The sequence below is a fragment of the Oxynema mangrovii CENA135 genome (genome assembly GCF_016632315.1).
GTDB lineage: Bacteria > Cyanobacteriota > Cyanobacteriia > Cyanobacteriales > Laspinemataceae > Oxynema > Oxynema aestuarii.
This window is the reverse complement of record NZ_JAEOXH010000002.1, coordinates 76,380-101,688: the sequence shown is the minus strand read 5'-3', so window position 1 is coordinate 101,688 and position 25,309 is coordinate 76,380. Positions and strand designations below refer to the sequence as shown.

At 53.0% G+C, this 25,309-nt stretch carries 21 protein-coding genes; 12 read left to right on the top strand and 9 right to left on the bottom strand.

Translation table 11 applies throughout. The features are described from left to right. Positions 1-284 precede the first annotated feature (284 nt). The 3 genes from JJD41_RS14375 to JJD41_RS25545 all read left to right on the top strand — a co-directional run bounded on the left by JJD41_RS14375 (position 285) and on the right by JJD41_RS25545 (position 5,971). Positions 285-1,652: an IS110 family transposase gene (locus JJD41_RS14375; protein ID WP_200667545.1), complete on the top strand. Its 1,368-nt coding sequence runs from the start codon at positions 285-287 to the stop codon at positions 1,650-1,652. A 79-nt stretch (positions 1,653-1,731) separates the two neighbouring features. Further along, entirely contained in the window at positions 1,732-3,648 is a 1,917-nt protein-coding gene (locus JJD41_RS14370; RefSeq protein ID WP_200667536.1) for an RHS repeat domain-containing protein, read from the top strand. Positions 3,649-3,733: 85 nt separating this feature from the next. Further along, a complete protein-coding gene (locus JJD41_RS25545; protein ID WP_200669285.1) occupies positions 3,734-5,971 on the top strand; it encodes a calcium-binding protein in 2,238 nt (745 codons plus the stop codon). A gap of 88 nt (positions 5,972-6,059) precedes the next feature. On the opposite strand, the gene JJD41_RS14360 is transcribed toward JJD41_RS25545, so the two are convergent. Further along, on the bottom strand, positions 6,060-7,790 hold the full coding sequence (locus tag JJD41_RS14360; RefSeq protein WP_200667533.1) for a serine/threonine-protein kinase: 1,731 nt from the start codon (positions 7,788-7,790) through the stop codon (positions 6,060-6,062). 70 nt (positions 7,791-7,860) lie between these two features. Beyond that, positions 7,861-8,037, bottom strand: a complete 177-nt coding sequence (locus JJD41_RS14355) for a hypothetical protein (RefSeq protein WP_200667524.1) — start codon at positions 8,035-8,037, stop codon at positions 7,861-7,863. 126 nt (positions 8,038-8,163) lie between these two features. Between JJD41_RS14355 and JJD41_RS14350 the strand changes: the two genes are divergently transcribed. The 6 genes from JJD41_RS14350 (at position 8,164) to JJD41_RS14325 (ending at position 13,698) form a co-directional block, all read left to right on the top strand. Next, positions 8,164-9,111: a response regulator gene (locus tag JJD41_RS14350; RefSeq protein WP_200667522.1), complete on the top strand. Its 948-nt coding sequence runs from the start codon at positions 8,164-8,166 to the stop codon at positions 9,109-9,111. A 5-nt stretch (positions 9,112-9,116) separates the two neighbouring features. Further along, positions 9,117-9,914 carry a bifunctional demethylmenaquinone methyltransferase/2-methoxy-6-polyprenyl-1,4-benzoquinol methylase UbiE gene (gene ubiE / locus JJD41_RS14345; protein WP_200669203.1) on the top strand — a complete coding sequence of 266 codons (798 nt, stop codon included), beginning with the start codon at positions 9,117-9,119 and terminating at the stop codon, positions 9,912-9,914. 63 nt (positions 9,915-9,977) lie between these two features. Next, complete coding sequence (locus JJD41_RS14340; protein ID WP_200667520.1) at positions 9,978-11,207, top strand: DUF445 domain-containing protein; 1,230 nt, start codon at positions 9,978-9,980, stop codon at positions 11,205-11,207. Between the two features lie 436 nt (positions 11,208-11,643). Continuing rightward, positions 11,644-12,024, top strand: coding sequence for a helix-turn-helix domain-containing protein (locus tag JJD41_RS14335; protein ID WP_370583843.1), 381 nt, complete (start codon positions 11,644-11,646; stop codon positions 12,022-12,024). A gap of 86 nt (positions 12,025-12,110) precedes the next feature. Next, positions 12,111-12,871, top strand: a protein-coding gene (locus JJD41_RS14330) for an IS5 family transposase (protein ID WP_200664346.1) whose coding sequence is annotated in 2 segments (ribosomal slippage) — positions 12,111-12,537 and positions 12,537-12,871 — 762 coding nt in all. Because the reading frame shifts where the segments join, the coding sequence is not laid out codon by codon here. Between the two features lie 299 nt (positions 12,872-13,170). After that, positions 13,171-13,698, top strand: coding sequence for a DUF4330 domain-containing protein (locus JJD41_RS14325; protein ID WP_200667518.1), 528 nt, complete (start codon positions 13,171-13,173; stop codon positions 13,696-13,698). A gap of 84 nt (positions 13,699-13,782) precedes the next feature. On the opposite strand, the gene JJD41_RS14320 is transcribed toward JJD41_RS14325, so the two are convergent. Further along, the gene (locus JJD41_RS14320; protein ID WP_200667516.1) at positions 13,783-14,697 is read right to left on the bottom strand and encodes an alpha/beta fold hydrolase; all 915 of its coding nucleotides are present in this window, start codon (positions 14,695-14,697) and stop codon (positions 13,783-13,785) included. Positions 14,698-15,142: 445 nt separating this feature from the next. On the opposite strand from JJD41_RS14320, the gene JJD41_RS14315 reads away from it, so the two are divergent. Together JJD41_RS14315 and JJD41_RS14305 are read left to right on the top strand one after the other, a co-directional pair. Next, positions 15,143-15,736 carry a hypothetical protein gene (locus JJD41_RS14315; RefSeq protein WP_234488831.1) on the top strand — a complete coding sequence of 198 codons (594 nt, stop codon included), beginning with the start codon at positions 15,143-15,145 and terminating at the stop codon, positions 15,734-15,736. Between the two features lie 459 nt (positions 15,737-16,195). Beyond that, on the top strand, positions 16,196-16,990 hold the full coding sequence (locus JJD41_RS14305) for a hypothetical protein (RefSeq protein WP_370583842.1): 795 nt from the start codon (positions 16,196-16,198) through the stop codon (positions 16,988-16,990). A 24-nt stretch (positions 16,991-17,014) separates the two neighbouring features. On the opposite strand, the gene JJD41_RS14300 is transcribed toward JJD41_RS14305, so the two are convergent. Continuing rightward, complete coding sequence (locus JJD41_RS14300; RefSeq protein ID WP_200667510.1) at positions 17,015-18,259, bottom strand: molybdopterin molybdotransferase MoeA; 1,245 nt, start codon at positions 18,257-18,259, stop codon at positions 17,015-17,017. A 76-nt stretch (positions 18,260-18,335) separates the two neighbouring features. Beyond that, entirely contained in the window at positions 18,336-18,593 is a 258-nt protein-coding gene (locus JJD41_RS14295) for a DUF7219 family protein (protein ID WP_200667508.1), read from the bottom strand. Positions 18,594-18,884: 291 nt separating this feature from the next. On the opposite strand from JJD41_RS14295, the gene cobO reads away from it, so the two are divergent. Next, entirely contained in the window at positions 18,885-19,541 is a 657-nt protein-coding gene (gene cobO, locus JJD41_RS14290; RefSeq protein ID WP_234488830.1) for a cob(I)yrinic acid a,c-diamide adenosyltransferase, read from the top strand. A 320-nt stretch (positions 19,542-19,861) separates the two neighbouring features. On the opposite strand, the gene JJD41_RS14285 is transcribed toward cobO, so the two are convergent. The 4 genes from JJD41_RS14285 to JJD41_RS14270 all read right to left on the bottom strand — a co-directional run bounded on the left by JJD41_RS14285 (position 19,862) and on the right by JJD41_RS14270 (position 25,243). Further along, positions 19,862-20,482 carry a hypothetical protein gene (locus JJD41_RS14285; RefSeq protein WP_200667504.1) on the bottom strand — a complete coding sequence of 207 codons (621 nt, stop codon included), beginning with the start codon at positions 20,480-20,482 and terminating at the stop codon, positions 19,862-19,864. Between the two features lie 1,149 nt (positions 20,483-21,631). Next, positions 21,632-22,243 carry a pentapeptide repeat-containing protein gene (locus JJD41_RS14280; RefSeq protein WP_200667502.1) on the bottom strand — a complete coding sequence of 204 codons (612 nt, stop codon included), beginning with the start codon at positions 22,241-22,243 and terminating at the stop codon, positions 21,632-21,634. A gap of 207 nt (positions 22,244-22,450) precedes the next feature. Then, on the bottom strand, positions 22,451-23,008 hold the full coding sequence (locus tag JJD41_RS14275; RefSeq protein WP_200667500.1) for a pentapeptide repeat-containing protein: 558 nt from the start codon (positions 23,006-23,008) through the stop codon (positions 22,451-22,453). A gap of 453 nt (positions 23,009-23,461) precedes the next feature. After that, the gene (locus tag JJD41_RS14270) at positions 23,462-25,243 is read right to left on the bottom strand and encodes an iron uptake porin (RefSeq protein ID WP_234488829.1); all 1,782 of its coding nucleotides are present in this window, start codon (positions 25,241-25,243) and stop codon (positions 23,462-23,464) included. Positions 25,244-25,309: the final 66 nt, after the last annotated feature.

The following is a 25,309-nucleotide window of genomic DNA, read 5'->3' as shown; positions in this document are numbered from 1 at the left end:
GCATCCGAGCGATCGAAATCGGCCTTCGCCGATCGTGGGATGGATGCTATCGACCCCCACAGCTCGAGCTGGGACCCCAGTGCAGAAATGGGCATTCGCGGCCCCTCAAAGTTTCGTGGGTCAGACCTCGAACTTCAGGTAGATTGCCCGGCAGGATTCCACCCCTGTCGGGCTAATTCCCCCATGCCACTTTTTCGCCTAAATAGGGAAATGGGGCCACTCGCCCCCCGGGTAATTCGTGTGCTTGGCTTGAGGGGTTTCAATCAGCAACTACCCCCAAAACAATGAATACAGATTTTTTAGTCATGGGCGTCGATGTTTCGGCCCATCGGCTCGATATTTTTTGCTCGTTTTCTGACTTTGAAGTGTCCCCTAGGGATCTCTACGAGTCGCCAGAACTCGATCGATTCCACCTTTGCCTAGATATGGACATAGAGGCAGTGGAGCGCATCGCCGAAATGAATCCCGATGTTGTCGTTTTTGAGCCAACTGGGCCATATTCCCGCTTCCTCGCCTCAGCACTTGAAGAGCGCGGCATCGCCTACACCCTCTGCAATCAGACTATGGTCAAGGAGACTCGAAAAAGCTTCGCGGGGACCGACAACAAGGACGATGCATTTGATGCCGTACTCCTTGCTTGGATTTATCGAGAGCGGTACTTGCGAGTCTACGATCGCCGCTACTGGATCAAAAATAGGCACGCCAGTATCAAGAAACTCCGAGATCTGTTACTAAGGCGCAAGACATTGATCAAAAAGAGGACGGCGGCTATCAATACGGCAAAGCAGCGACTCGCTCAGGGCGAGTGGATAGCCAAGTCTAGAGTCCAATACAAGATCGGCTCCGGCGCAAGGGACGGTACTCTGCCCGGGTTTTGGGCTTGGGTTGCCGGGTGGACGGAAAACAGAGAATGGAGCATGGGAACCTCTCAGGCTACCCGATTCACGAATCAACACCAGGCGGCGAAAGAGAAGGGAGAGGCGCGCGAATTCTCGCACGAAACCAAGAGTCTCGCTCGATGTATCTGCCTACTCGCCGATTCAGAACTGAGCTTGAAGCGAGAGATAGACTCGGTTCTCTACTCGCCAATCTTTCACCCATACCACAAGGCCTTCAATCGGTTCGGGTTCGGCGACGATCTAAGAGCCTGGATACTTTGCCGGGTGTACCCCTTCGAGGACTTTCTCGACGAGAAAGGGCGCGCGATCGTCCAATTCACAAAAGGCATAAAGGATCCCTCTACCAACAAGAGAACCTCTAAACCTCGAAGCAAACGGCGATTCAAGCAAGCTCTAGGCGTGGGTAGAGTTTCACAAAGCTCCGGATCTAGCGTCCGATCTGGATCCAAAATGAAAGGCAGCAGTGACGCGCGCTCGGCTATATGGCTGCACCTAAACACCGCCTATGAAATGTGCCTGAGCCAGTCGGGCAACAGAAGAAAAAACATCCGGTTCACGGATGAGCCTATCCGCGCGAAAATCGAGGAGTATTTCGTATCCCGAGCTTTCGAGCCTGACAGCAAGGGGTTGAAGAAAAAGAAGGGCGACGCATTGAAGGCCGCACGGAACGCGACCTGTAGGAAGATTGCCGAACTCGTATTCTCGGAATTACTTAAAGATCTTGGATCTGGATCCGATCCTGATACCCATTGAGAAACAGTCCCCCTGCCCTCCAGTTAGGATAGGGGGACTGTTTTTGTGACTTACTGAGATCCATAGGGAAACTTTCGAGGTGGATGCCCAAGGGAATTTAGTTGAATCTGTCAACCGTCGAGGGGAGGCGATTCAATATACCTACAACGCCGATGGGTTGCCAGTTCGCAAACAGTATCAGGACGGGTCGGCGGTTGATTTTGCCTATGACAACCGGGGCAATTTGGTTTCAGTGACAGATAAAAGCGGCACCATTTCAATGGTCTATGATGCCACTGACCAACTGACTAAAATTAGCTATTCTGATGGGCGATCTTTACAGTACACCTACGATACTGCGGGTCGGCGCACCCAAATGGTTGACCAAGATGGGTTTACGGTTAACTATGCTTATGACCCAGTAGGACAGCTAACCCGTCTGACGAATCATAACGGCGAAACAATTGTCAGCTATACCTACGACGATGCGGGTCGTTTGGTTCGGGAAGATAATGGCAACGGCACAGCGACCACTTATGAATATGATGCTGGGGGACAAGTGCTGCACGTCGTTAATCTTGCCCCCGATAACAGCGTTAATTCGCGGTTTGACTATACCTACGACAGCTTAGGGCGCCGTACCACCATGACCACCTTAGAGGGAACTTGGCAATATGGCTATGATGCCAACAGTCAACTAACCTCGGTGCAATTGCCAGACGGTCGCACGATTCATTATCAATATGATGCGGCAGGAAATCGGATTGCGGTGACAGATGATGGGGAGGCAACCGCTTACACCACCAATAATCTGAATCAATATACGGCTGTCAGTGGCGCAACCTATACTTACGATACCGATGGCAATTTAATTGCTAAAACTGAGGCGGGTCAAACTTCCACCTATACTTATGATGCGGAAAATCGCCTCGTCGGTGCGATTACTCCAGAAGGAAACTGGACTTATGAATATGATGCCCTGGGAAATCGCACGGCAACAATCAAAGATGGTCAGCGCATAGAATATCTGGTTGACCCATTTGGGTTGGGAGATGTGGTGGGGGAATATGATGCCAATGGTAATCCAGTCGCCCGCTATATTCACGGCATTGGTTTAGAAAGTCGGGTTGATGCCAATAATGCTAAATCTTTCTACGATTTTGATGCTTTAGGTTCCACCGCAGGATTAAGCGATGCCAATGGGGACTATCTTAACCATTACAGTTATCTGCCTTTTGGAGAAGATTTAACCAAAGTCGAAACGGTGCCGAATTCCTTTGAATATGTCGGTGAGTGGGGCGTGATGGATGAGGGGAATGGCCTCGATTTCATGCGAAATCGTTATTATTCTCCAGAGTTAGGACGGTTTACGGCTGTAGATGCGATCGGGCTTGCTGGTGGCGATACTAATTTTTATCGTTATGTGGGTAATAACCCTCTAAATTTAGTAGATCCACTTGGATTAGATCCAGTAAGCGAGGATGAGGCCGCTCATACTCACTGCGATGATGGAACCACAGAAGTACACTTCGATCCTGCATATAAAGATGACTTAGGCACAATTCTGCACGAATATGTACATGAACTACAGTGTCGCCAGGGACTATGGTCTGAAAATGAGAGTCCGAGAGAGTGCAACCTTGCCGAAGTACAAGCTCTATCAGTTCAGCGTAGGTGGCGTGAGATAGATCCAAATGTTAAGTGGTCGCAAGTAGAAGAAGTTGATTATTTGCTTAACCGGGCGAAGCATGGTTTATATCCAGGCTGTGATTTTGCTCAGGAGCTTTTTCCCCCCTACCTACCACTACCTACATCTCCGGCTCCTCTTTACACTAAGTTCTCGGATTCAGATTTTGAACCAATTATTTTGGATTCAGATTTTGAACCAATTATTATCGAGCGTTGTCCAGAAGACAAAGAAGACAAAGACAAGCCACCAGTCCCGGATGATAAAGAACCACCAGTCCCGGATGATGAAGAACCACCAGTCCCGGATGATGCCACCAGTCCCGGATGATAAAGAACCACCAGTCCCGGATGATGAAGAACCACCAGTCCCGGGTGATGGCGAACACCCGGGAGGTAGCGGAGGAGGTGGTTTGATGGATAGTGGACGTTTTCCCAGTCGTCCCTCCAAAACCCCAGAAGACAAATTTGGCCCACTGGGTTACGACAACCCCGACACTCCCACCGAGGAAAAACAACGCTTTATCCTCCCAGACCAAACCTTCAACTATCGCATTGACTTCTGGAACAAACCCGATGCCGAAGTTCCCACCCAAGATGCGGTAATTGTCGATACTCTCGACCCGGATTTAGATTGGAGTACCCTTTCTTTTACGAATATCGGTTTCCTGGACTGGGATGTAGACCTACCCGGTGGTCAAGCAGTGGATACCCGCGTCGATTTACGTCCGAAAATGGATTTAGCCGTGGATGTAGAAGCCACCTTTAATCCTGAAACCGGGGAAATTCGCTGGTGGTTCCATGCTGTCGATCCGGTGACAGGGGAATCTCCCGATGACCCGATGGCAGGTTTCTTGCCACCATTCAATCCCGAAACCCAATACGAACTCGGTTGGGCAGAATTCACTGTCGAACCCAAAGAAAATTTACCCAGTGGCACCGAAATCGAAAACCAAGCTTTTGTCCAGTTCGATTTCCTCGGCCCATTTAACCCTGCACCGAAACCAGACCCTTGGTTAAATACGATCGATTCCGAAGCCCCCACCAGTACGGTGCAACCCTTACCGGAAACAGTGGATCAGGAAGCGTTCGCGGTTTCTTGGTCGGGTTCCGATGCAGAAAGTGGCGTCAAATCTTATGATGTGTTCGTTTCTGTGGACAGCGGGCCGTTTACACTCTGGTTGGATGACACCTCGGACACCGAAGCTACCTATACCGGGAAAGATGGTAAAACATACAGTTTCTATACCGTCGCTACGGATAACCTCGGTCATGTTGAATTAGTCTCCGCAACAGGGCAAGCATCTACCACCGTGGACAGTGGTGGCACCCTCCCTCCGAGGATTACGATCGCGCCCGAACTTCCTAGCCTGCCGAGTACGACCGTCGGCGATGCAGTCAGCGAGGAGGACGCCAGTTCCACTAGCGTTGTCGAAACCCGTCGCGAAGGCATCAGCTACTTACCCCCCAGCCTGACTGCTGGCATTCCCAGGGATCTCTTCGTTCTGCTGTTCGATACCGATTTTTATCTCAATAGTAATCCCGATGTAGCCGAAGCAGTTGCCAGTGGTGCTTTCCTTGATGGTTTGGAACACTTCCGGCTGTTTGGTTTTGCTGAAGGGCGCGAACCCAGCGCCATCTTTGCTCAAGACTACCTCAACGACAACCCGGACGTGGCGGATGCGATCGCGGGTGGCGCGTTCCATAGCAGTTACCAGCACTTTATTAAATATGGCTTCGCCGAAGGACGCGCACCCAGTTCGTTATTGACCCCCTTGGAATTGTTTTATCTCTCGGAAAACCCGGATGTTGCCCAAGCTGTAGAAGGCGGTAGTTGCAGTAACGGACTCGAACATCTAATTTTGTACGGCATCGCAGAAGGGCGCGACCCAGGCGATCGCTTTCAGGTGATTTCCGAAACCTTTGATGCTAACTTCTATCTTGGAGCCAACTCCGACGTAGCCCAAGCTGTCAATTTAGACGAGTTTGACAGTGCTTTAGAACATTTTGTCCGCTATGGCTTATTTGAGGGGCGCGACCCCAGCCTTTTCTTCAACAACAGCGACTATCTCACCAACTATCCAGACGTCGCTGAAGCGGCAAATAACGGCGCTTTCTCCAGTGGGTACGAGCATTTTATGCACTACGGCATGGCTGAAGGTCGAGTCGGTGCAGAAATTGTCGGTTCGGAATTTGACGACACCCTTATCGGCAATGCAGGTGCCAATGTGCTTGATGGAAAACCAGGCAAGGATTCGATTACGGGTGGCGCTGGCAATGACGTGCTATTGGGTGGCAATGACAACGATATTTTAATTGGGGTTCAACCCGATGCAGGCTCTCCCGGAAACGGCGAGGTCGATCGTTTGACGGGTGGGGAAGGTGCCGATACTTTTGTCTTGGGCGATCGAACAACGGCTTACTATACCGAGACTGGAAACGGTGACTACTCGCTGGTTGCCGATTTTGATGCCACTGTCGATCGAATCCAGTTACAGGGAAGTTCGGCAGATTATCTGCTTGCCCCATCCCCAGAAGGTTTACCTGCAGGAACCGCGATTTTCTATCAGCCAGAAAATGGAGGTGAACTGATTGGGATTTTGTTGGGAAATACTGATTTTAGCCTTGATAGCAACTCGTTGAGTTTTGTCTGATGTGTTGCAGTTGCGGACATGAATGGAATGAAGTAGGGCGTTTGAACCCGGAATTCTGGCGGGCAAGATGCTTGTCCTACGGAGTCGCTCACGAGCCGATCAAATGCTGTTGCGATCGCCGATAACGGGCGAGGTGCAGGGCGCGGGCAATCGGAAGTGAGATACCGACGGCGACCACCGGGAGGGTCGTTACGGCGATACCGAGTAGCAATAATGGCGGCCATGCGGCCCATTTTAGACCGATTCCTACAGCCATTCCCGAGAGGGCGCTGAGCAAGGACAGTCCGGCAGCCCACCGGGCGCCGAAATCGCGCTTGACTCGGGTTGCGGTCCACAACAGCGCGCCCCCGGTGACCATGGTCGAGGCGAGGGCGATCGCGGTGGCAAAGGCTCCCGCTACGGTGGCTCCGGCAATAGTTCCCAGGGTAAATCCGGCGATCGCGGCGAGGCAACCCGTCGCCCCGGCGGTGACTAAAAACCTCATCCACAGGGCTTTTGACTGCATCAGCTTCGACAGTCCGGCCCAGGTGACGAAACCGCCGAGGGCGATCGCAATCGGGCTGGCAACGGTCGGTAAAGCCACGATCGCCGATATCACACAAATCGCCCACAAACTGAATAAAGAAGTATAGGGAAAATGGCGCGCGATCGCGGGAATCGGAGCGGTACGAACCGAGAGCGAGACCTCGATCTCGGCGGGAATGCCATTGCCGTGCAGAACTAACAGGCGCTCGTAAGTCCGCCCTGCCTGCAACAAGGCCGTATCGACCTCGATTTGACACTCGATCCGGTTGCTGCACACTTCCTCGGGAGTTATTGTTATCCAGGGATGGGCAGCACCGGATGCGGTCGGCAACAGGGGGGTATCGCCCCGATGGCTCCTCACTTGCCAGCGTCCGACTAACTGGGTTTTTGATATAGTATTTTTAATCAAAATTATCGCACTTAGTTTTTGATCGATTTTGTCCGCACTTAAAGCCAACGCCTCGGGTTGGAGTTGTACGTGAGGAGTACGGACGATCGAGATCGATTCGAGGGCACTTCGTGCGCTGAGGGCATCGGGAAAGCGATCGCCCGGATTCGGTTTGACCAATTTCGCCAGCCACTGGCGCCAAGATTCGCTAACGTCGGGGAGGCGATCGGCGAATTGAATGCGATAATCCTCGTCGAGTAAATCGGCGATCGCCGTCGAAGGGGTTCGAGTCAGCAAGCAGATCGAGGTCGCCCCGACGCCGTAGAGATCGGAAGCGAGGGTCAACTCTCGATTTAACATTTGCTCCGGCGGCATAAAACCGAGGGTTCCTTTAACCATGCTGCTCATGGCGACTTCGCCCATGCCAAAACGAGCGAAACCGAAGTCTACCAAATAAACCCCGAGGCGATCGTCCACTAAAACATTTTCCGGCTTGATATCGCGGTGAATCACCGGAGGGTCTCGCCGTTGCAAATACACGAGAATATCGAGCAACCGCGCCATCAACAGCTCGATCTGTTCCGGGTCGAAACTGCGCGGAACGGCTAAAGAACGGGCAGGTTTATACTCTTGAACCAGACAGAAGCCGGAGGGGGTCGCAAACGAATCGAGGTAGCGCGGAATTCCGGGATGGTCGAGTTCTTGCAAAACGGCGATTTCGCGTTCGTGGGCTTGGTAGGCGGACCATTCGGCAGTGGCGCGGGCAAACTGAAATTGCTTGAGGGTGACGAAGCGATCGCCCTTGAGGTCGCGGGCGAGATAGGTGACGCGCCCCCCGGCAAAATTATGACCTAATTCCCGTTGAATCTGGTAGCCGTGGGCGGTGAAGTCGGGAAACTGACTCATGGCAAAAAGAAGGGACGGGGGAGATCGGACTTGGAGGATCGAACCTGCAAGATCTGACCTATTCTGACCTTTATTGTAGGGCGATCGCGCCGGATCCGGCTGAGGGAACGGTGGGGATGAAGGAAGCAGCAGCGATCGCCCCGTAGTCTGCGAGGCGGGATGGAGGGGACTGCGCCCCTTCAAAACAAACGTGTCGGCGCGATTCTCCTACGGAGATGCTCCGCGAACGGGCGATCGCGCGGCGCAAGCGGCCAACTATCAGGAGGGTTCGCGCCCCCAGTGCCGATCGCGAGCGGAGATTGGGTACTATTGAGGAGGGCTGATGGAGGGCAATGTCCGGCTCTCTAGGGCATAAGGAGTTTATTGTATTGTTATGGATAACGCAATCCCCGAACTCGATAACATCAGAAGTCAGTTGAAAAGCTTAGAGAGACGAAAAAAACCGAAAATGCTCGTGGTAGACGACGAACCAGACAATCTGGATTTGCTCTACCGCACCTTCCGGCGAGAATTTCAAGTCCTCAAAGCGGAAAGCGGCGGCAGTGCCTTAGAGATTCTCTCGCAAGAAGGAGAAGTTGCCGTAATCATCTCGGATCAGCGAATGCCCGAGATGAAAGGGACGGAGTTTTTAAGCAAAACGGTTCCCCAATTTCCCAACACGGTTCGGATCATCCTGACGGGATTTACCGATATCGAGGATTTGGTCGAAGCGATCAACTCCGGACAGGTCTATAAATATATCACAAAACCCTGGGACCCCAACGAACTCAAAGCGGTCGTGCAACGGGCCGCAGAAACTTACGAACTGCTCAAACAGCGCACGGAAGAGTTGCGCCGGGCTCAAGCGCAAACCAACTTGTTAATGACCTTAGTCCGTTCGGCGCAAGAGTCCCAGAGTTTTGACGAATGTTTTGAACCGATCGCCCGTGCCTTTGGCGAGAACTTTTCTGCGGATATCGCGATCGTGCAGATGCTCGAAGGCAGCGAAATTGCTGGCGCTCACGGGATTTACGCTCGGGAAGGAGAAGCGGAAAACTGGCTCGCGGACGATCCCCTCGTCAAAGAGGCGATCGCCACCGGATCGATCCAGGTCGTCGTCAACGTGCCTGCGGATGACAAGTTGGCGGAATTAGGCCACTATCAAAAATCCGACGTGCAGGCTCATTTAATCATCCCGATTAAATACCGGGAGGTCTCGATCGCCCTGCTGTCCTTGCAGTGGAAGCGACCGTGTACCCTGCGCGAAGACGAACTCTCTACCTTGCACCTGTGCGTGCAACAAGCGGCGATCGCCCTCACTTGTACCCGTTACCATCCGTGAACCCCTTGAATTCTCCCGCATCTACCACCCCGACCGCGCGTTCGCGTAGCGACGCCGTTAGCGAAGCGACTCCGAAGGAGTTAGGCGGATCGCGTAAGGTCTCCAACCCCGAAGTCCAACAGCTCTTCAACCGCATTGCCCCAGTTTACGATCCCCTCAACGACTGGCTCAGTCTCGGCCAACATTGGATCTGGAAAGGCATGGCGATCGCGTCGAGTCGCGTCAAAGCCGGAGATACGGCCCTCGATCTTTGTTGCGGTAGTGGGGATCTCGCCCGACTCCTCGCCCGCGAAGTCGGTCCCGAGGGGCGGGTCTTCGGCGTCGATTTTTCCCCCATCCAGCTTCAAGTCGCGCGCGATCGCTGCAAAAACAGCCCGACCGCGATCGCCTGGGTCGAAGCCGACGCCCTCCATCTCCCTTTTGACCCCGACAGCTTCGACGCCGCTACAATGGGATACGGCTTGCGAAACGTCGCCGACATTTCCCAATGTTTGCGCGAACTCCACCGAGTCCTCAAACCGGGCGCCACCGTCGCGATCCTAGACTTCCATCGCAGCGAACAGCCCTGGATGCGACAGTTCCAACAGTGGTATCTCGATCGCGTCGTCGTCGCGATCGCCCGTCAGTTCGGACTGACCGAGGAATACGCTTACATCAGTCCGAGTTTAGATCGCTTTCCCGTCGGCGCCGAACAGGTCGCCCTCGCCCGACAAGCCGGATTCGATCGCCCCAACCATTACACCCTAGCCGGAGGGATGATGGGCATCTTACGCGCCACCAAACCCCACGATCCGCACCTGTAACCCAACCCACCCGAACCCCGCCGATTTGCCGTTCCTCTTGCCCAACCCCAATCCCGGATCCCGATGGATGTTGCAACCCTATGGCCTTACGTTTTACCGCCGATCGCGGGGGGCATTATTGGCTATTTCACCAACGATCTCGCCATTAACATGCTCTTTCGTCCCTATCGGGCGATCTTCATCGGCGGGCGTCGCCTTCCCTTCACTCCCGGCTTGATCCCGCGCAATCAAGAACGCCTCGCCCAACGGGTCGCCGATACGATCATGGGATCGTTGCTGACCCCGGAAGAATTGCAAAACCTGGCGCGACGACTGCTGGCGACAGAACGAATGCAATCGGCGATCCTCTGGTTACTCGAACTCGCTCTCGACCAGCTTAAATCGGATACGGAACAAAAAACCGCCAAGATTCTCGCCGGAATTTTGCGCGATTTGCTCGGCGAATCTTTACCCCGCCTGATCAAAGTTCTCGCACGTCGGGAAGACTTTCTCGAAGAACAACTCAACCAAATTTTCGACCAAGTTTTACTCGAATTTCAACTCTCCGATCTCCAAGCACGCCAACTCTCCGATTGGTTGCTCGCGGCGGTCATTCCCCCGGATGTCATCCGTCAAAACCTCGTCGATTTCCTCACCGATCGCAACATCGCCATTATCGATGAAGGATTTCGAGAAAAAACCAGTGGCACCTATTGGGTCGTTGCCAATTTATTCGGCTTGCGCAACGCCTTAACCCGCCTGCGAACCTTTTGTTTGGACGAAAAAGAACAAGCAAACGCCCGTATTGCCGAGTTAATCGAGACCTTAGCCCTGTCCGACCGCTTCCAAGAATGGTTGTTAAATATTTCCCTGCAAAATCTGCCCGTTTCTACCGTTCGCCAACTGCGTAAAACCATGCGCGATACCGTGCGCGCTTACATCCGCGATCGCGGCGCCGAACTGTTGCAAGGATTGAGCGATTCGGTCAATTGGGAAAATGTCGCCAATTTAATCCTCAAACGCCTGCAAGCGTCCTCCGTAGTCAGTACCTCCTTGGGATTGGTCAGCCAAGAATTAGCCTTAATTCTCGAACGCTATTTAGAAAGAGATCTAGAAACCATTGTCGCCAAAGCCATCCCGATTCTCAACATCGATGGCGTCATCGTCGATCGCGTTAAAGGCACTTCGCCGGAAAATTTAGAAGCCGCCGTACAAGGGATCGTCCGCAGCGAACTGCAAGCGATCGTCAATCTGGGTGGGGTTCTAGGGACACTGGTCGGTTTATTGCAAACCGTTTTACTCCTGTTGCGCTAACCGGAAATCTCCTGGGCGATCGAACTGTTGAGGAGTTGGCTCAACCCTCAGTGGGTCACTTGAGGTGACCTACAGCATTTTCCTCTGCTATGCAAGACATTTAGATCCCCCTCAATCCCCCTTAAAAAGGGGGACTTTGCTCGTTCCCCCCGAAATCCCCCCAACCCCCCTTTGAAAGAGGGGCGAAGGGGGGATAGGAGGATCGGTACTGTACCTCATCAGACGCCCAAGTGCTGTATTCCCGACACCGATGCAAGCATACGGTGGGAGAAGCTCCCACCAGAAATCTTTTCCCACTGGCTACCGGATTCGAGCTGTTTAGACTGAGGTGGGCGTCGGGATACTTCGAGTCGCAACAACCAGCTCATTTAACTTTTGAAGGGTTCGGGGAGCGATAAGTCCCGCCCTGCGGGAAGGGCCAAGCCCTACGATCGGTATGAGACCAGCATTTATCAGCAGCTATAGCCTGTGGTCAACTCCGGTCATGCTGACCATGAACTACACCTACCGAATCTATCCAGACGCCACCGGGCAGACTGAACTGCGGTCGTGGCTTGAGACGTGCCCAGGCGTATATAACTACGCTTTGCGCGAACTCAAAGACTGGATTGCTTCGCGTAAGTGTCAGGTAGACCGATGCTCGTTGGAAAAGGAATACACCATTCCTGCCGATGAACCATTCCCGTCTTACCATCGTCAGCAGAACAACCTGCCCAAAGCGAAGAAGCAATTCCCACATCTGGGTCAGGTGCATTCTCAGGTGTTGCAGACCACAATGTCGGGAGGATGTCACGCGGTTCCTATGAGAGCTTCCTAGGGTCTGTCATCAATTAAGAAAATTGACAAAAATAGTGAAATGTGTGTAGCCTGCTACCCGTTCACTCAAGATAGCTCAAAACCGGGATGAAACGGCGTTACGCTTTACGAGACGACCAATGGCAACGCATTGAACACCTGCTTCCGGGTCGTCCGGGTACAGTTGGGGTCACAGCTAAAGATAACCGTTTATTCGTCGAAGCCGTGTTGTATCGCTTTCGAGCAGGGATTCCTTGGCGAGATCTTCCCGAACGCTTTGGGGATTTTCGAGTCGTCCACACACGCTTCACTCGCTGGTCAAAAACTGGGGTGTGGGAGCGCGTTTTCCAAGTCCTCTGCGAGGAAGCCGATAACGAATATGCTGCCATCGATTCCACCATTGTGCGAGCGCATCAGCACAGTGCTGGAGCATCAGGGAGTTCAGCCGAAGAGGAAAATATCGGTCGTAGCCGAGGCGGGTTGAGTACGAAAATTCATGCGGTGGTGGATGCTTTGGGGAATCCCATATCTTTTTTTTAACTCCCGGTCAGGCCAGCGATCTAGTCGGTGCCGAGCGGTTGCTACCATCAGTGGAAGTCCAGGCACTGCTAGCGGATAAAGCTTACGATGCCGACGAACGAGTCAGACAACCGTTGCACGAGCGAGGGATTGAAGTCGTCATTCCCTCGAAAAAGAATCGAAAACAAGCCCACGATTACGATCGATTCTTGTATCAAACCCGACATCTGGTGGAAAACTTCTTTGCCAAGCTCAAACAGTATCGAGGGATTGCCACTCGTTATGACAAGCGCTCGGTGAACTTCCTGGGTGGCATTTACCTGGCTGCATCCGTGATTTGGCTGGCTTAAATGTCCGCAGGCGCTTTCCTCCACATTTGGTCACTTTTGTCAACCTACATAATTGATGACACGCCCTAGGAGCAAGCCTATGAAAGTCGTGATAATCTGACAGAGGATTCGAGGGAACGGAAACCATCGAGTCCCCACCCCACTCTCAAGAGACTGGGGTTCGAGCCTCAACTTGAGGAGATGGTTTGATGCGGAAGACCCGATCGCCCGATAGAAATAAAGAGTTGCAACGGTTAGTGCGATCGCTTTTGATTTCACTTCACGTTTGATTTCGCTTAAGAAAGGACGACGCTCTAAAAATGAACATTTTGGATTCAAAAGGACGTTTATTTGGCAAAATTAGCGTCTTGGACTTGGGTGCGGCCCTGGTGATTGTTTTCGTGATTATCGGGATCTTTTTCTTCCCCGGACAAACAGGTTCGGTGGCACAAGTCGGCGTGACGACCAAACCCGTAGAAGTCGATCTGATTGTGCGCGGGTTGAGTGTTCGCGATCCCCAAGCCTTACTCGAAGAATTTAGAGAAAAAGGCCAAACTAATATTATTATCCGCAACCAACCGCACGGAGCGGTGGACGTTAAATCGATCGAATTGCTGACCAAAACTTTAGCAGTTCCGCAGCCGGACGGCTCAGTAAAAGCGCTTCCGGATCCGAGACAGGAAGAATCTTTTAGTTCTAATTTGATGATTACTTTGGGTGGTCGCGCTCAGATTACGGAGAATGGCCCGGTGTTGGGGAACAACAAACTCAAAATTGGTACCCCGGTGGAGTTGGAAGGACTGACCTATAACTTTAATGCGAGCGTGATCGACGTTCGGATTAAATAAACGAATAGCTAGAAGCGGTTTTGAGAGAAGGGCGATCGCGAGGCAGGGGGATGCGCTTCCCCTGCCTTTTTCGTCGGTGGGAGATCAGGCGGCGCCGTCGAGTAAGGATAGAAAGTGGCGAATCAGTCCGATCGCGATCGCCGGGACTTCTAATTGCGGGGTGAGTCCGACCTCTTCCAGGCGCTGGAAATAGCGAATGGCTCGGGGGTTGAGGCTGGCGAGTCGCTCGCCGATTTCGGGTCCGGTAAATTGGGATTGGCGTCCCCAAATGATGGCAGTGGGGACGGCGAGCTGATGGATGTAGGCGGATAGGTCGAAGCACAGATCGCCGCGCACGAAGGATAAGGCGGCGTATTCGGCGTTGGGTTGTTGGGCCGATCGCAGGTAGGCGTCTACGATTTCGTCGTGGATGCGGTTGGGACGGGCAAATTGACGGGTTTCTAAAAAGCTGCGAATCCCTCCGGGGGTGGCGATCGCACTGCTATAGAGGAAGCGGTCGATTAAGGGGGTTTTGACGAGTTGGGCGAAGAAACTGCCGCGATAATCTTCGCCGAAGTCGGACAGTCCCGCCGGAGTGGTTAAAATCAAGCTTTTGAACAGTTCGGGACGGGCGATCGCCACCCGGATGACGAAGGCGGCGGTGAGGGAGGAGGCGACGACGGGGACGGGTTCGCTACAGGTTTGTTCTAAAAATTCGGCGATCGTGGTGGTGTAGTCCTCGATCTGGTAATCCCGTTGGGGATGTTCCGATCGCCCCCAGCCAATTAAATCCGGTGCCAAAATCCGGTAGTCGCTGGCAAATGCGGGATAGACTTTCGACCATTCGTAAGCGGAGGATCCCCCTCCAAAGCCGTGCAGAAACACTAAGGTCGGTAGGGGAGCCTCTCCGGATGCTGCGTCGGTGGAGATCGGCCAGGGTTCGCCGACGGCGGTGTAATAAACCATTCTCCCGAGGGAGGTCACGATCGAGCGCTGGTCAAAACCGAGGGGAATATACATAAAAGACCTCTAGTTGCTGCGGTACGGGACACGGGCGATCGCGCGCCGAGAACGGGCGATCGCCGTAACATCAAGTTCAGTGGCATTTTATAGAGATTCACGAAAAATCTTAAAAACTGTCCGGATGGCGGGCGCGATCGCCTGTTTTATAAATGCAATCTGCGCACCCGATGCCTCAATTTCTTAAACTTGTTGTTTTCCTAATGCCAAAATACGCCAGATCGGTAATAATTTTTAAAGTGTGGGGTGTAACCCCACACCCCCTTTCCCCACCTTGAAGTTGCGATCGACTTTTTTTAAAAAAGCAAGGGTACTACGGGGAAAACTAGGGAAAGGGAATCAAAGAACGACTGGCATCCGCTTGACCCCCTGGCGGCGACCGACCCGAGCCAGTTGACTTGAAGCTTTGCCATTCATGAAGTGCTATCGAATGACGGAGAAGTTAATGACAGTCAAACAGGGATTTATGGTAGATCGAGTGCAAGTTAACGGCGACCCGGCTCAAGTGTCCCCCCCCTCGCCGATGCCGTGGTCCGAATTGTCCCCCGCAGAGCGTAGACGGGCGATCGCCACCAACGGCGTACCATTCGAGTTGCCGATACCTTCAGAAATCGACGTGCGCTTGAATCTTCAAGACTTAAACTGTTTTGAAGTCGTCGAACGACAATTTGAGAAGTGGGGGGCGATTTTCCGCAACGCACTCGCCTTGAGTCCGTCGAATCCGGCGTTTCCGACTCACTCCGGTTCGATCGTCTTGATGGGAGGTCCCAAAAGTGGCTCGATGGAAGTCATTTTTACTCAGCCGATTTCTCGGGTAAGAGCCCTGGTGACCAGTTCGCGACGCACGGTGTTGTCCGCTTACGATCGCGACGGTCAATTGTTAGCTAAAACGGAAACGAGCGCTCCTAATTTGGCCGGATCTCAATCGAATTTGTCTCCAAATACCCTATTGAGTCTCGACGGTCAAAATATTCATCGGATCGGCTTTTATGCTTTTGACGGTCAATTAACGGTGGCCGATTTTGCGTTTGGATTTTAGAACGAGCTGACGACGATCGCCCGTTCCGGGAGCGACTGCGGCAAGAAAATGCAAATTTAAACAAATTTTCCCCGCGAGATTCGAATTCGCTCGCTTGTTTAACTTGAAAATCGTTTAAAGACAAGGGATTTACCAAGAAAACGAGGGCGATCGCCGCGTCTCAAATTAAATTATTGTTTTAATCTGCACTTTAATTGGGAATATTTTAGCCATCGGGTGGGGCGATCGCCTGCCTAGGGCTACAGAGCAAAGGAAACTCAAACCGCACAGCAAGACCCCTCAACTCGGTGGCGCCAGGCGATCTCATCGACCCGCGAGTCGCGCAAAGATTCCAAGCGGGGTGGCTGACGGGTTAAAATTGCTCCAGTCAATCGCGACCGTCCGCTCACGCATTCCATCGGATTCGAGATTGGTTTGAGATTGAATTTGGCTTCAATTCGCAGTAACTAGGTAAGTAACGTGGCACAGGCGTCCTCCCAGTGGCGGCAGTTGTCCGAGTTCGTTCGGACGATCCCCCTTTCCGCTCTCGATCAACCCACCCTCGATCGCCTTTGGCGAACTCGGTTGCGAAACAATCCCAGTTTGATCTTGGGCTTGTTTGTCGCGACCCTCCTGCTGGCTTGTAACTGGAAGTTGGCCGTCGCGATCGCGATCGGAACGGGGGCCATGCTCGGAGTTTACGCCTTGCAAAGCAGCCACTGGCCGGGGTTCGAGACGAAATTGCGCCAATTCCTGCACGGAACCAACCGGGATCTGGCGATCGCCGTCGGTAGTGGAGGGGTGGCGACCTTCGGCAGCTACCTCGCCGTTTCGATTTGGGTCGAGTCGGAGAACCCGTGGCTGGCAACCGGGGCGATTTTCCAAGGACTCTGTACGATGGCAACTTTGGGCTTGCTGACCTGGCATTTTCTCGACCGCCAAACCGGATCGGGACGAGACCGTTTCCACGCCTTACTCGACGATCTCACCGACACCGACCCGCTCAAACGACTGATCGCCGTACGACAACTGACCCGGATGATGAACGCCAGCACGGCTGAAGACCGTCAGGCGATCGCCGATTGTTTCCGCCTGCTGCTCGCTCGCGAAACCGAGCCGATCGTCCGCAATGCGGTACTCGACGGTCTCAAACCCACTCAGGACGGCAGACCCCATCAATTGGGCGTCGGTCGCGACCCCTTATCGATTCCCGTGTCCGCACCGCGAACGACGCAGAACGTCCGGCGCCGGGTCTACGAGGGCGATCGCGACTGAAAGCGGCGCACCTGGGGCGGCAGTTTACACGAGCATGACGCTGACGAGTTCTCCCGGGGCGATCGGACCTCGATCGACCCCGACGACGGCTAAGGCGGTGGTTTGCGCCAAATTAATCAGATTCCCGGAACTGTGAGAGCCTTGGGACAGTTCAAATTCGTATCCTCCGGAGACGGGATGGAGTTTGCCCCACAGATAGGTTTCCCGACGGCCCGCTCCTTTCAATTCGTGGCGCGATCGGGCGGTGAGAAAGGTCGGCTCCCATCCCTGCGGTTCTCCGGCCAATTTTTTAAGGGCGGGTCGCACGAAACGCCAAAAGGTGACTAATGCCGAAACTGGATTTCCCGGCAGGCCGAAATAGAGGCGGTTCGGTCGATCGGTTTCGGCACTAAAGCGGGCGACGGTAAGGGGTTTACCCGGTTTGACGGCGACGGATTTAACGTGAATTTGACCGCCTAATTCTTCTAAAATTTGCTCGACGTAATCGTAATCGCCGACGGAGACGCCTCCGGTGGAAACAACGAGGTCGGCTTGCTCTAAGGTGCGGGCGATCGCCTGTTTGAGGGCGTCGGGTCGGTCGGGAACGATTCCCGAGAGCAGGGGAATGGCTCCGGCAGCCGTGACGGCGGTCGCGAGGGCGTATTGGTTGGAATCGACGAGCTGTCCCGCTTGTAAGGGGGTGCCGGGGGGGACGAGTTCGTTTCCGGTGGAGAGGATGGCGACTCGGGGACGGCGGTACACCGGGACTCGGCTACATTGGGCGATCGCCAGCAGGGCGACGTCGGCAGCACCGAGGCGAACCCCCGCAGGCAGTAAGGGGGTTCCCGCCCGGTAAAACGAACCTGCTATCCTCACGAAATCGCCCTTTTCGGCGGGGGAAGCGAGAATTTCGACGCGATCGCCCGTTCGGCGGGTCTGTTCCTGCATGACCACGGTATCGGCTCCTGGGGGCATCATCGCCCCGGTGAAAATGCGGGCGGCTTGTCCGGGGGCGATCGCCGTTTGCGGGGTCGTTCCGGCGGCAATTTCGGTGACGAGTTCTAAAGGGATAGGGCGCTCGGGACTGGCGCCGCTTACGTCTTGGTAGCGCACGGCGTACCCGTCCATTGCGGAGTTATCCCAATAGGGAAAGTCGGAGTGGGCGGACAGGGGGGTGGCGAGCAGGCGATCGCCGCAAGATTGCAAATCGACCGTTTCGATATCGGTTTGTGGGTCGAACGGTCGGATGAGGTCTAGAATAATCGATTGCGCGTCTCGGACGGACAACATGGCAAGCACTCAGCTTTTTTTCTCCCGATAGTTTAGGGGAAATCCGTTGAGGGCGATCGGACTGAGTCGGTCAGCTTTAAGCGGGATCTGAAGGTTCCGATGGCGGTTCTTCCCCAATTTGCAATTCTTTTTTCGAGGTTTTGAGGTCTTTCCAAAGTTTTTTGATTTCTTCGTAGGCTTCGATGCTCGAAATTTTGCCCCCGGTTTCCAAATTGCAAATATAACTGACTTTTTGGGCAAATTCCTGCAAGTTGGCATTAAATGCCAGTTTTTGAGGCGTAAAATCGCCGTAGTAACGACCGCGCGGGTAGAGAAAATCGGATTTTTCAGACATAGTTTTCGTGGTTGTCGATCGGTTATCTAAATCACTGAAATTCCGAAAACAAGCCGGGTCTGGGATCTCAGTTTCCTAATGAACAGTATAGTTTTAACCTCTTGTTAACTTCTAGATAAAGTTTAAATAATCTCGATAGACCCGACGGGCGATCGCGATTCGGGGAGGGCCGATCCGGTGGTTCGGGGCGATAACGGCGATACCATAGATCTGCGTCGATCGCCGCTTTGTGCCCCCTCGGGAGAAAACGCACGATCCGCATCAGCAAGATTGTCAGGGATTCAAGTAGATATGGAAAGCAATCACAGCAGTGCGATGCCAGCAACGACCGATTCTGTAGAATCGGGTTTGACGGCGGAACAATACCGCCAAAAGATGCAACGCCGCAAGGCGGTTCAAGAGGAACGGCTGAAGGCGTCAAACCGCGAAAAGGGTTTGATTATTGTCAATACGGGCAATGGGAAAGGAAAAACCACGGCGGCCCTCGGAATGGTGATGCGATCGCTCGGTCACGGATATCGGGTCGGTATTGTGCAGTTTATCAAAGGAGCCTGGGAACCTGCGGAAAAGGCGGTGTTAAACCAGTGGTCGCAGCAACTGGAGTTTTTCGCGATGGGGGAAGGCTTTACCTGGGAAACGCAAGATCGCGATCGCGATACCCAAAAGGCTCTCGAAGCTTGGCAGAAAGGACTAGAATTCCTTCACCAACCGGAGTACAAGTTGGTTTTACTCGACGAGATTAATGTAGCGATGAAACTGGGTTATCTGCCCGTCGAAACCGTACTGGCAGGTCTCGACCAAAAACCGGAAGACACCCACGCAATTTTAACCGGGCGCGGCGCCCCGGACGCCCTCATCGATCGCGCGGATTTGGTCACAGAAATGCGCCTGGTCAAGCATCCCTTCCGGGAACAGGGAGTGAAAGCTCAACCGGGAATTGAATATTAGCTTAATCGGCGGGAAGCCCCGCACTCTACGCACCTCAAAACGAAAGACTCCCAATCTGCGGCTGGACGGGTCGTGGATGTCAAACAAAATGCCTGTGGACGGGTTCGGTCGGGGGCGTTGCCTAGACCAGACCGGATGAAACAGGAACTTCCCAAGACGCCGGGGCAGATGGACTTCTGTCCGTGAGGTGGGAAGCCCGCGCTGTACCCTTGGCGAAGCCTGGACGAAGCGCATAGGTCAGCGTCGGGAGAACGTCACGATTGAGGGAGATTGAGGGAGGGATGGTTCAAGATTTTAACAAAGAATCTCGAATCTCGCTCTTATTCTCCCCACAGTTTTTGTTGGTAGTTTTGCTGACACACGCCTAAGATCCGGCGATCGTTGTCGCTGAGTTCTTTGAGGCGGCTCATTCCTTCCAGTCCAAATTCACCCACGCCGGAATCGTTGGCGCCAGCGACAGGTTGGGCTTCAATGGGCATGGCGTAAGCGTATTCGCTTTGTTCGTAACTGTCGATGATGGTCAACGCCAGTTGACGGTCTTCGATATTGCCGTAGAAACAGTCAAAGGAAGAATGAGGCATGTAAAATGCACCCAAAAGGCGATCGCCCCGGACTTCAAAGACCATGTAGGCTTGTCCGATTTCTTCCGGCGTGGCGGACTGACCGTACAAGTACACTCCGTCGGATAACTGCGGACCTTGACGGGTCGCGGTGGCGCCCGTGTCAGTGCTTTCGGCGGTCAGTAATGCGGCGTCAGTCAGGGGTTGGGCTGCAATGCGACTTTCGGAAAGTCCCAAGGCGTAAGTGGTGGCGATCAGGGTACATAACCCTCCCGCAACCCATTCAAAGACTCCGTTCAAACCCTTGTGAGGGGTTGGTTGCGTTTTATTTTTCGGCGATCGGTTGCTTGCCGAACGCAAATCTTCTAATATATCTAGCACCCTCATACTCTCCCTAAATACTAAAATGCCAATCGACCTCAGTCGCGAAACCTCCCTACAAGGATTTCGCACTTGCTGAGTATTGACTTCACCCTCGGCTTTGCAGATTGCCGATTTTGTTTACATTTGTTTACAAAATCGAAAGCATTTGCTCTTGATTGAAAGTTGCGAGCGGTGGCGGTCACGGCGATCGCCCTGGCTGAAGCTGACCTTCAATTCCCTTGGGCTAAGCTGTTTTCAGCGAAAACAGGTAGATGCGATCGCCCCTTACTCAAGAGGTAAAGGGCTGTAGGGGCTTTCGATCTCTAGCTTTAGATCTTTAGAAATTATCCCGAAGGATGATTTTCTTTTTCCGGTTTTTTGGGGTTAACCGCAAGTTTCTTGACGGTCGAGATTAGACAATCTCGGAGCTTTTAGTTTTTTTTAAACGTTCTAAAAAAAGATACAGATCGCCTGCTAGAGGAAGAACTTGAGTTTAATTCTAACGCCTGCGATCGCGCCTTCGAGGGCTGCTATTCACAAAAATTAGTGTTTTGAGACGGTTGTTCATATTGTCGGGGCGATCGCTCACCAGGGGGCTTACCAGGGGGATTGATGCGAGGGGGTGGGTCGTGGTGGCGAGGGAGTTCGATTGTCTCTAAAACATGGCACTGTTGCGTACTAATTTTGCCGAGCAGTTTTGCGATCGTCGCTCCGGATAGGTTTCAAATATCAGAATATATCCCTCTTTTGTCAAGCAGGGGTGAAATCCTGTTACAAAAAGTCCCCAACGTCTTGCAGAACTCGATCTGGGGAAATTTTAGGCGCAAAAAATATACAACTTCTAAAATTCGAGTCGAAAGATCTCTCAAAGCTGCTATTTGAGAAGAATTAAACGGCTGCGATCGAAATTTCGATCCCGAAAATGACAAAAAAGGGCGATAGTCCCCCTAAATCCATGGAATCTGAGATCGACCTTGTCAAGTTGCCAAATCTCTTTACTAACACCGCATGGCCGTGTCCCTGCAACCCATAAATAGCACGACCTGGATCGCTCCGGTTGTTTTTTGGTTGTCCTTTCGATCGCCAACAAAAAATAACACACCTTTGCGGGTTATTGGTAAATTGATAAGACTGAATTATTTCAACTCAAAATCAACTCAAAAGCCTTTATCGGACCCGGGCGCGATCGCGTTCCGTCACTTCGACGGCGCTGGTTTCTCCCGTTGCCAACCCATTCGCCTCGTTAATACTGGCAGGATCTAAATGAGCGTCGGTCAGATTTGCCGCTTCCCAACTGACCCCGCTTAAATTCGCACCGATTAAATTGGCTCCGCGTAAATCGGTATAACTTAAGTTCCCATCGCTCAAGTTAGCCATCCCTAAATTGGCTTGGGATAAATTCGCCCCGTTCAAGTCCGAACGGCTTAAATTAATAAAACTGAGATTGGCATTTGCTAACTGCCCTTGTTTGAGATTGACCCCAGATAAGTTCGCTTCAAATAAATTGGCATTAATTAATGTCGCTTTTTCTAAATTAGTTTCTGATAAATCCGCATTACACAGGTTCGCCGCTTCCAAATTCGCTCCCGTTAAATTCGCACCCCTTAAGTTCGCTTCGCGCAAATCCACCCCGACTAAATCCGCATTACTTAAATCGCATCCCTCGCATTGTTTCGTTTCTAACAATTGGGTGACGTGTTCTGGGTTGGCAGCGTGACCGGGAGTAGACCAAGCGATGGCTACGGGTAAAACTAAAGAGAGTAAAAGACTGAGTTTCACGGTTTCCCCCCGTAATTTATAATCTTGCCGCTTAGTGTTCCCCCGCTCCGGCGATCGCTAACAGGTTCTCTCTACAAAAAATCTCCATTTTCCATCGACCGCAGACCTTCAATAATTATTCTTTTAAAACAAATAAAAACGCCACAATCTGACCTTTACTTTCGGTCTCGTCGCGGCGATCGCTCCGACGTCCTCAAACCTTCTTATTTATGGCGTAAACCCAATAGCATTGGTAAAGTTACCGCCTCTCGAACCGAGGACGTTCGCCCCGATTAAATTCGCTGCATTAAAATTGGCATTGAGTAAATTCGAGCCTCTTAAGTTTGCCGCATTCAAATTTGCCCGAAATAAATCGGCATTGCGCAAATCTACTTCTACTAAATGGGCTCCACTCAAGTTTGCAGCTTTTAACAGTGCGTCTTGTAAATTAGCTCCGTCTAAGGTCGCCTCGACTAAATTCGCAACGGATAAATCGGCTTCTGTTAGATTGGCTGCGCGTAAATTTGCCCCTCTGAGGTTGGCTCCGGTTAAGTTCGCACTGGATAAATTGGCGCCGGATAAATCGGCGCCGTTGAGGTTGGCTCCACGCAGATCGACCCCCGCCAAATCCCTACCGGAAAGATCGGCGCCGTTGAGGTTGAAACCCGCACCGTTCCCGGTTTCTAGCAGCTCTTGCACGGGGGCGTTGACTTGGGCGAGGATGGGAAGGGAGCATCCCAGGACGAGGGCGAGGGCGCTGGCGGTCAGCAATGTGGGACGGTTCATGGAAATCGTGCCTCCTAGCTGCATGAGTTGGCGGAGTTGACCTCAATCGGCGATCGCGATCGAATCGGATTGGCGATCGCGCGATCGCTCTCGATTCGGTATTCTTACGGTCAGTTGCTTACGTGCTTTTACTTAATTTTAACATGAGGGTTTCAAAGCTAACCCGGTTGCAGCAGGGTGACCGGGGGCGATCGCCCCTCGTCATCCTCGAAAAGGGGATCGAAATGGGGGGCGATCTGGATTTATTTTTGTCCGATTTTTTTCAATAAATCTTTAAATTCAGGTTGATGAGGTAGGGAGACGGCCATGCCGCATCCCTACATTTCTCGTTCAAACAAATGGGGTGAATGATGTTTTCGATCGCCCGTCTTCCCTGGGCGATCTCCCGGGGTTAAAATCAGCAACTCTACGGTTGCACTGGAGGAGTGACAATTTCCGATTTCGATCCCCGTTCTAAAAATTAAACTGCGTTCTCACCGTTCCCGTATAAATATTGGGATTGCTATTAAAATTATTGGCATTACCAATCCAATATAAGGAAGGAATCACCGCAATTTTATCGGTAACGGGAAAATAATAGGTCGCTTCGATTTCGTACTGAGTTCCGCCATCGCCATCGCCGGACACTAAAAATCGTCGTCCCTCGATCGGGCTGAAGGGAATCACATAAGATAAAGTGGCTAACGATCCTTCTTTGCCCAAATCGGGAAATGCCATGCCGAGTTGGAGGGACTGCACGGTCAAATCGCCGCCGGGAACCGCATCGCTCGCCGGATCGATATCGATATTGCCGTAGCTGTAGCGTCCGAACAGCCCGAATTTCGGAGAAACTAACCAATCGAAGTTGACCGCGAAGACATCGGCGTTGGCGTCTTCGAGATCGCCGCCGAAGCCGTCGTCGGCGACACCGATGAGAGGTCTGCCGCTCACTTGACCGTTGCTGGCTGCGATTTGGGAGCGATCGTAGAGTAAGCGTAAGTTGAGATTGGGAAGGGGAGAGATGGTCAATTGTGTGGTGAGGGCGCGATCGCCGCGAAATAAACCCTCACTGGGGTCGCTACTATCGATCGCCGCGTAACCGAGGCGTAACTCGAACTGTTCGCTGATGCGCCAGGTGGCGACAGCTCCGGAACTGCGGGCGAGATCGTTAATCAGGGGGGAGCCGTAAGTATCGAAACCACTGGCGCCGCGACCGAAAGCGGAGGTAAAGGCGTTACTGTCGAAGAAGCGCGACCACAGGAATTTCGGCCCGATCGCCAGTTGCACGGAAGGGGTGACGGGGAAAATATAAATGGCCTCGGAAATACTGAGGCGGTTCGTTTCCGGGGTGGGCGTGAGATTTAAAACCGGGGTGCCGAAACTGTTAAACCAGCCGTCTGATGTATAGTTGTTGGTCGGCGAATTACCGTTTCCCGTGACCAAGGTGGTAATTAAAGTATCTTTTCCGGTGAAAGAAGTAGTGAGAAAGAAGGCGATCGCCTCGGAAAAAGTGATGCTGGGGTCTTCGCGAACGCGACTGACGATCGCCCGACCGTCGGCGTCGCGTCCGGAACCACTGCCCGTATCGCCGGGATCGAGGCGATTGACCCGCAGATCGTCCCCCGCCGTGGCGGCGGCGACGTTGAAAGTGGCGAGGACGTTGAGTTTGGTGGTAGTGGAGAATTGACGGGCGTCTACCTCGGCGAGGCGGGTTTCCACGTCGGCGAGGCGATCGCGGGTGGCGGCGAGTTCGGCGGCAAATTCCGCCTGCAGTCGTTCGACAACGGCGAGATCTTCCGGGGTCAGGTCTACGGATCCGACGGCGATCGTGTCGAGAAAGGCATTGAGTCCGGCGGCGAATTCGTAGCGGGTGAGGGCGCGATCGCCGCGAAAGCTGCCATCGGGATAGCCTTGGAGGATGCCGTAGGTTTCCACGAGGGATTGCAAGGCTTGAAAGGCCCAGTCCGTCGGTTGCACGTCGGACAATTGTGAGACCGAGGTGATTTGAGCGAGGGGATCCGCTTCTCTGGGCGCGGCGATCGCGCCGAGATCGGCCCATCCCGCGCTGACGAGGGCGATCGCGCCGAGGCTCGATCGCAAAAAAATGGAGAACTGTTGGGAAACACTGAGCCGTGCGAATCGGTAAAGCCCTTGGCGAAGGGCAAGGCGAAGGGAAAATCGATCTAAATTATCTGTTATTTGTCTCACTTTAGGCAAAAAGAGAGGAGTCCAGGGCGATCGCGTCACTGGAGCCATCGCGATCGGGCGATCTTGAAATCGGCGATCGATCCCGGGGAAATGCCAAATTTCCCGAGGCAGTCA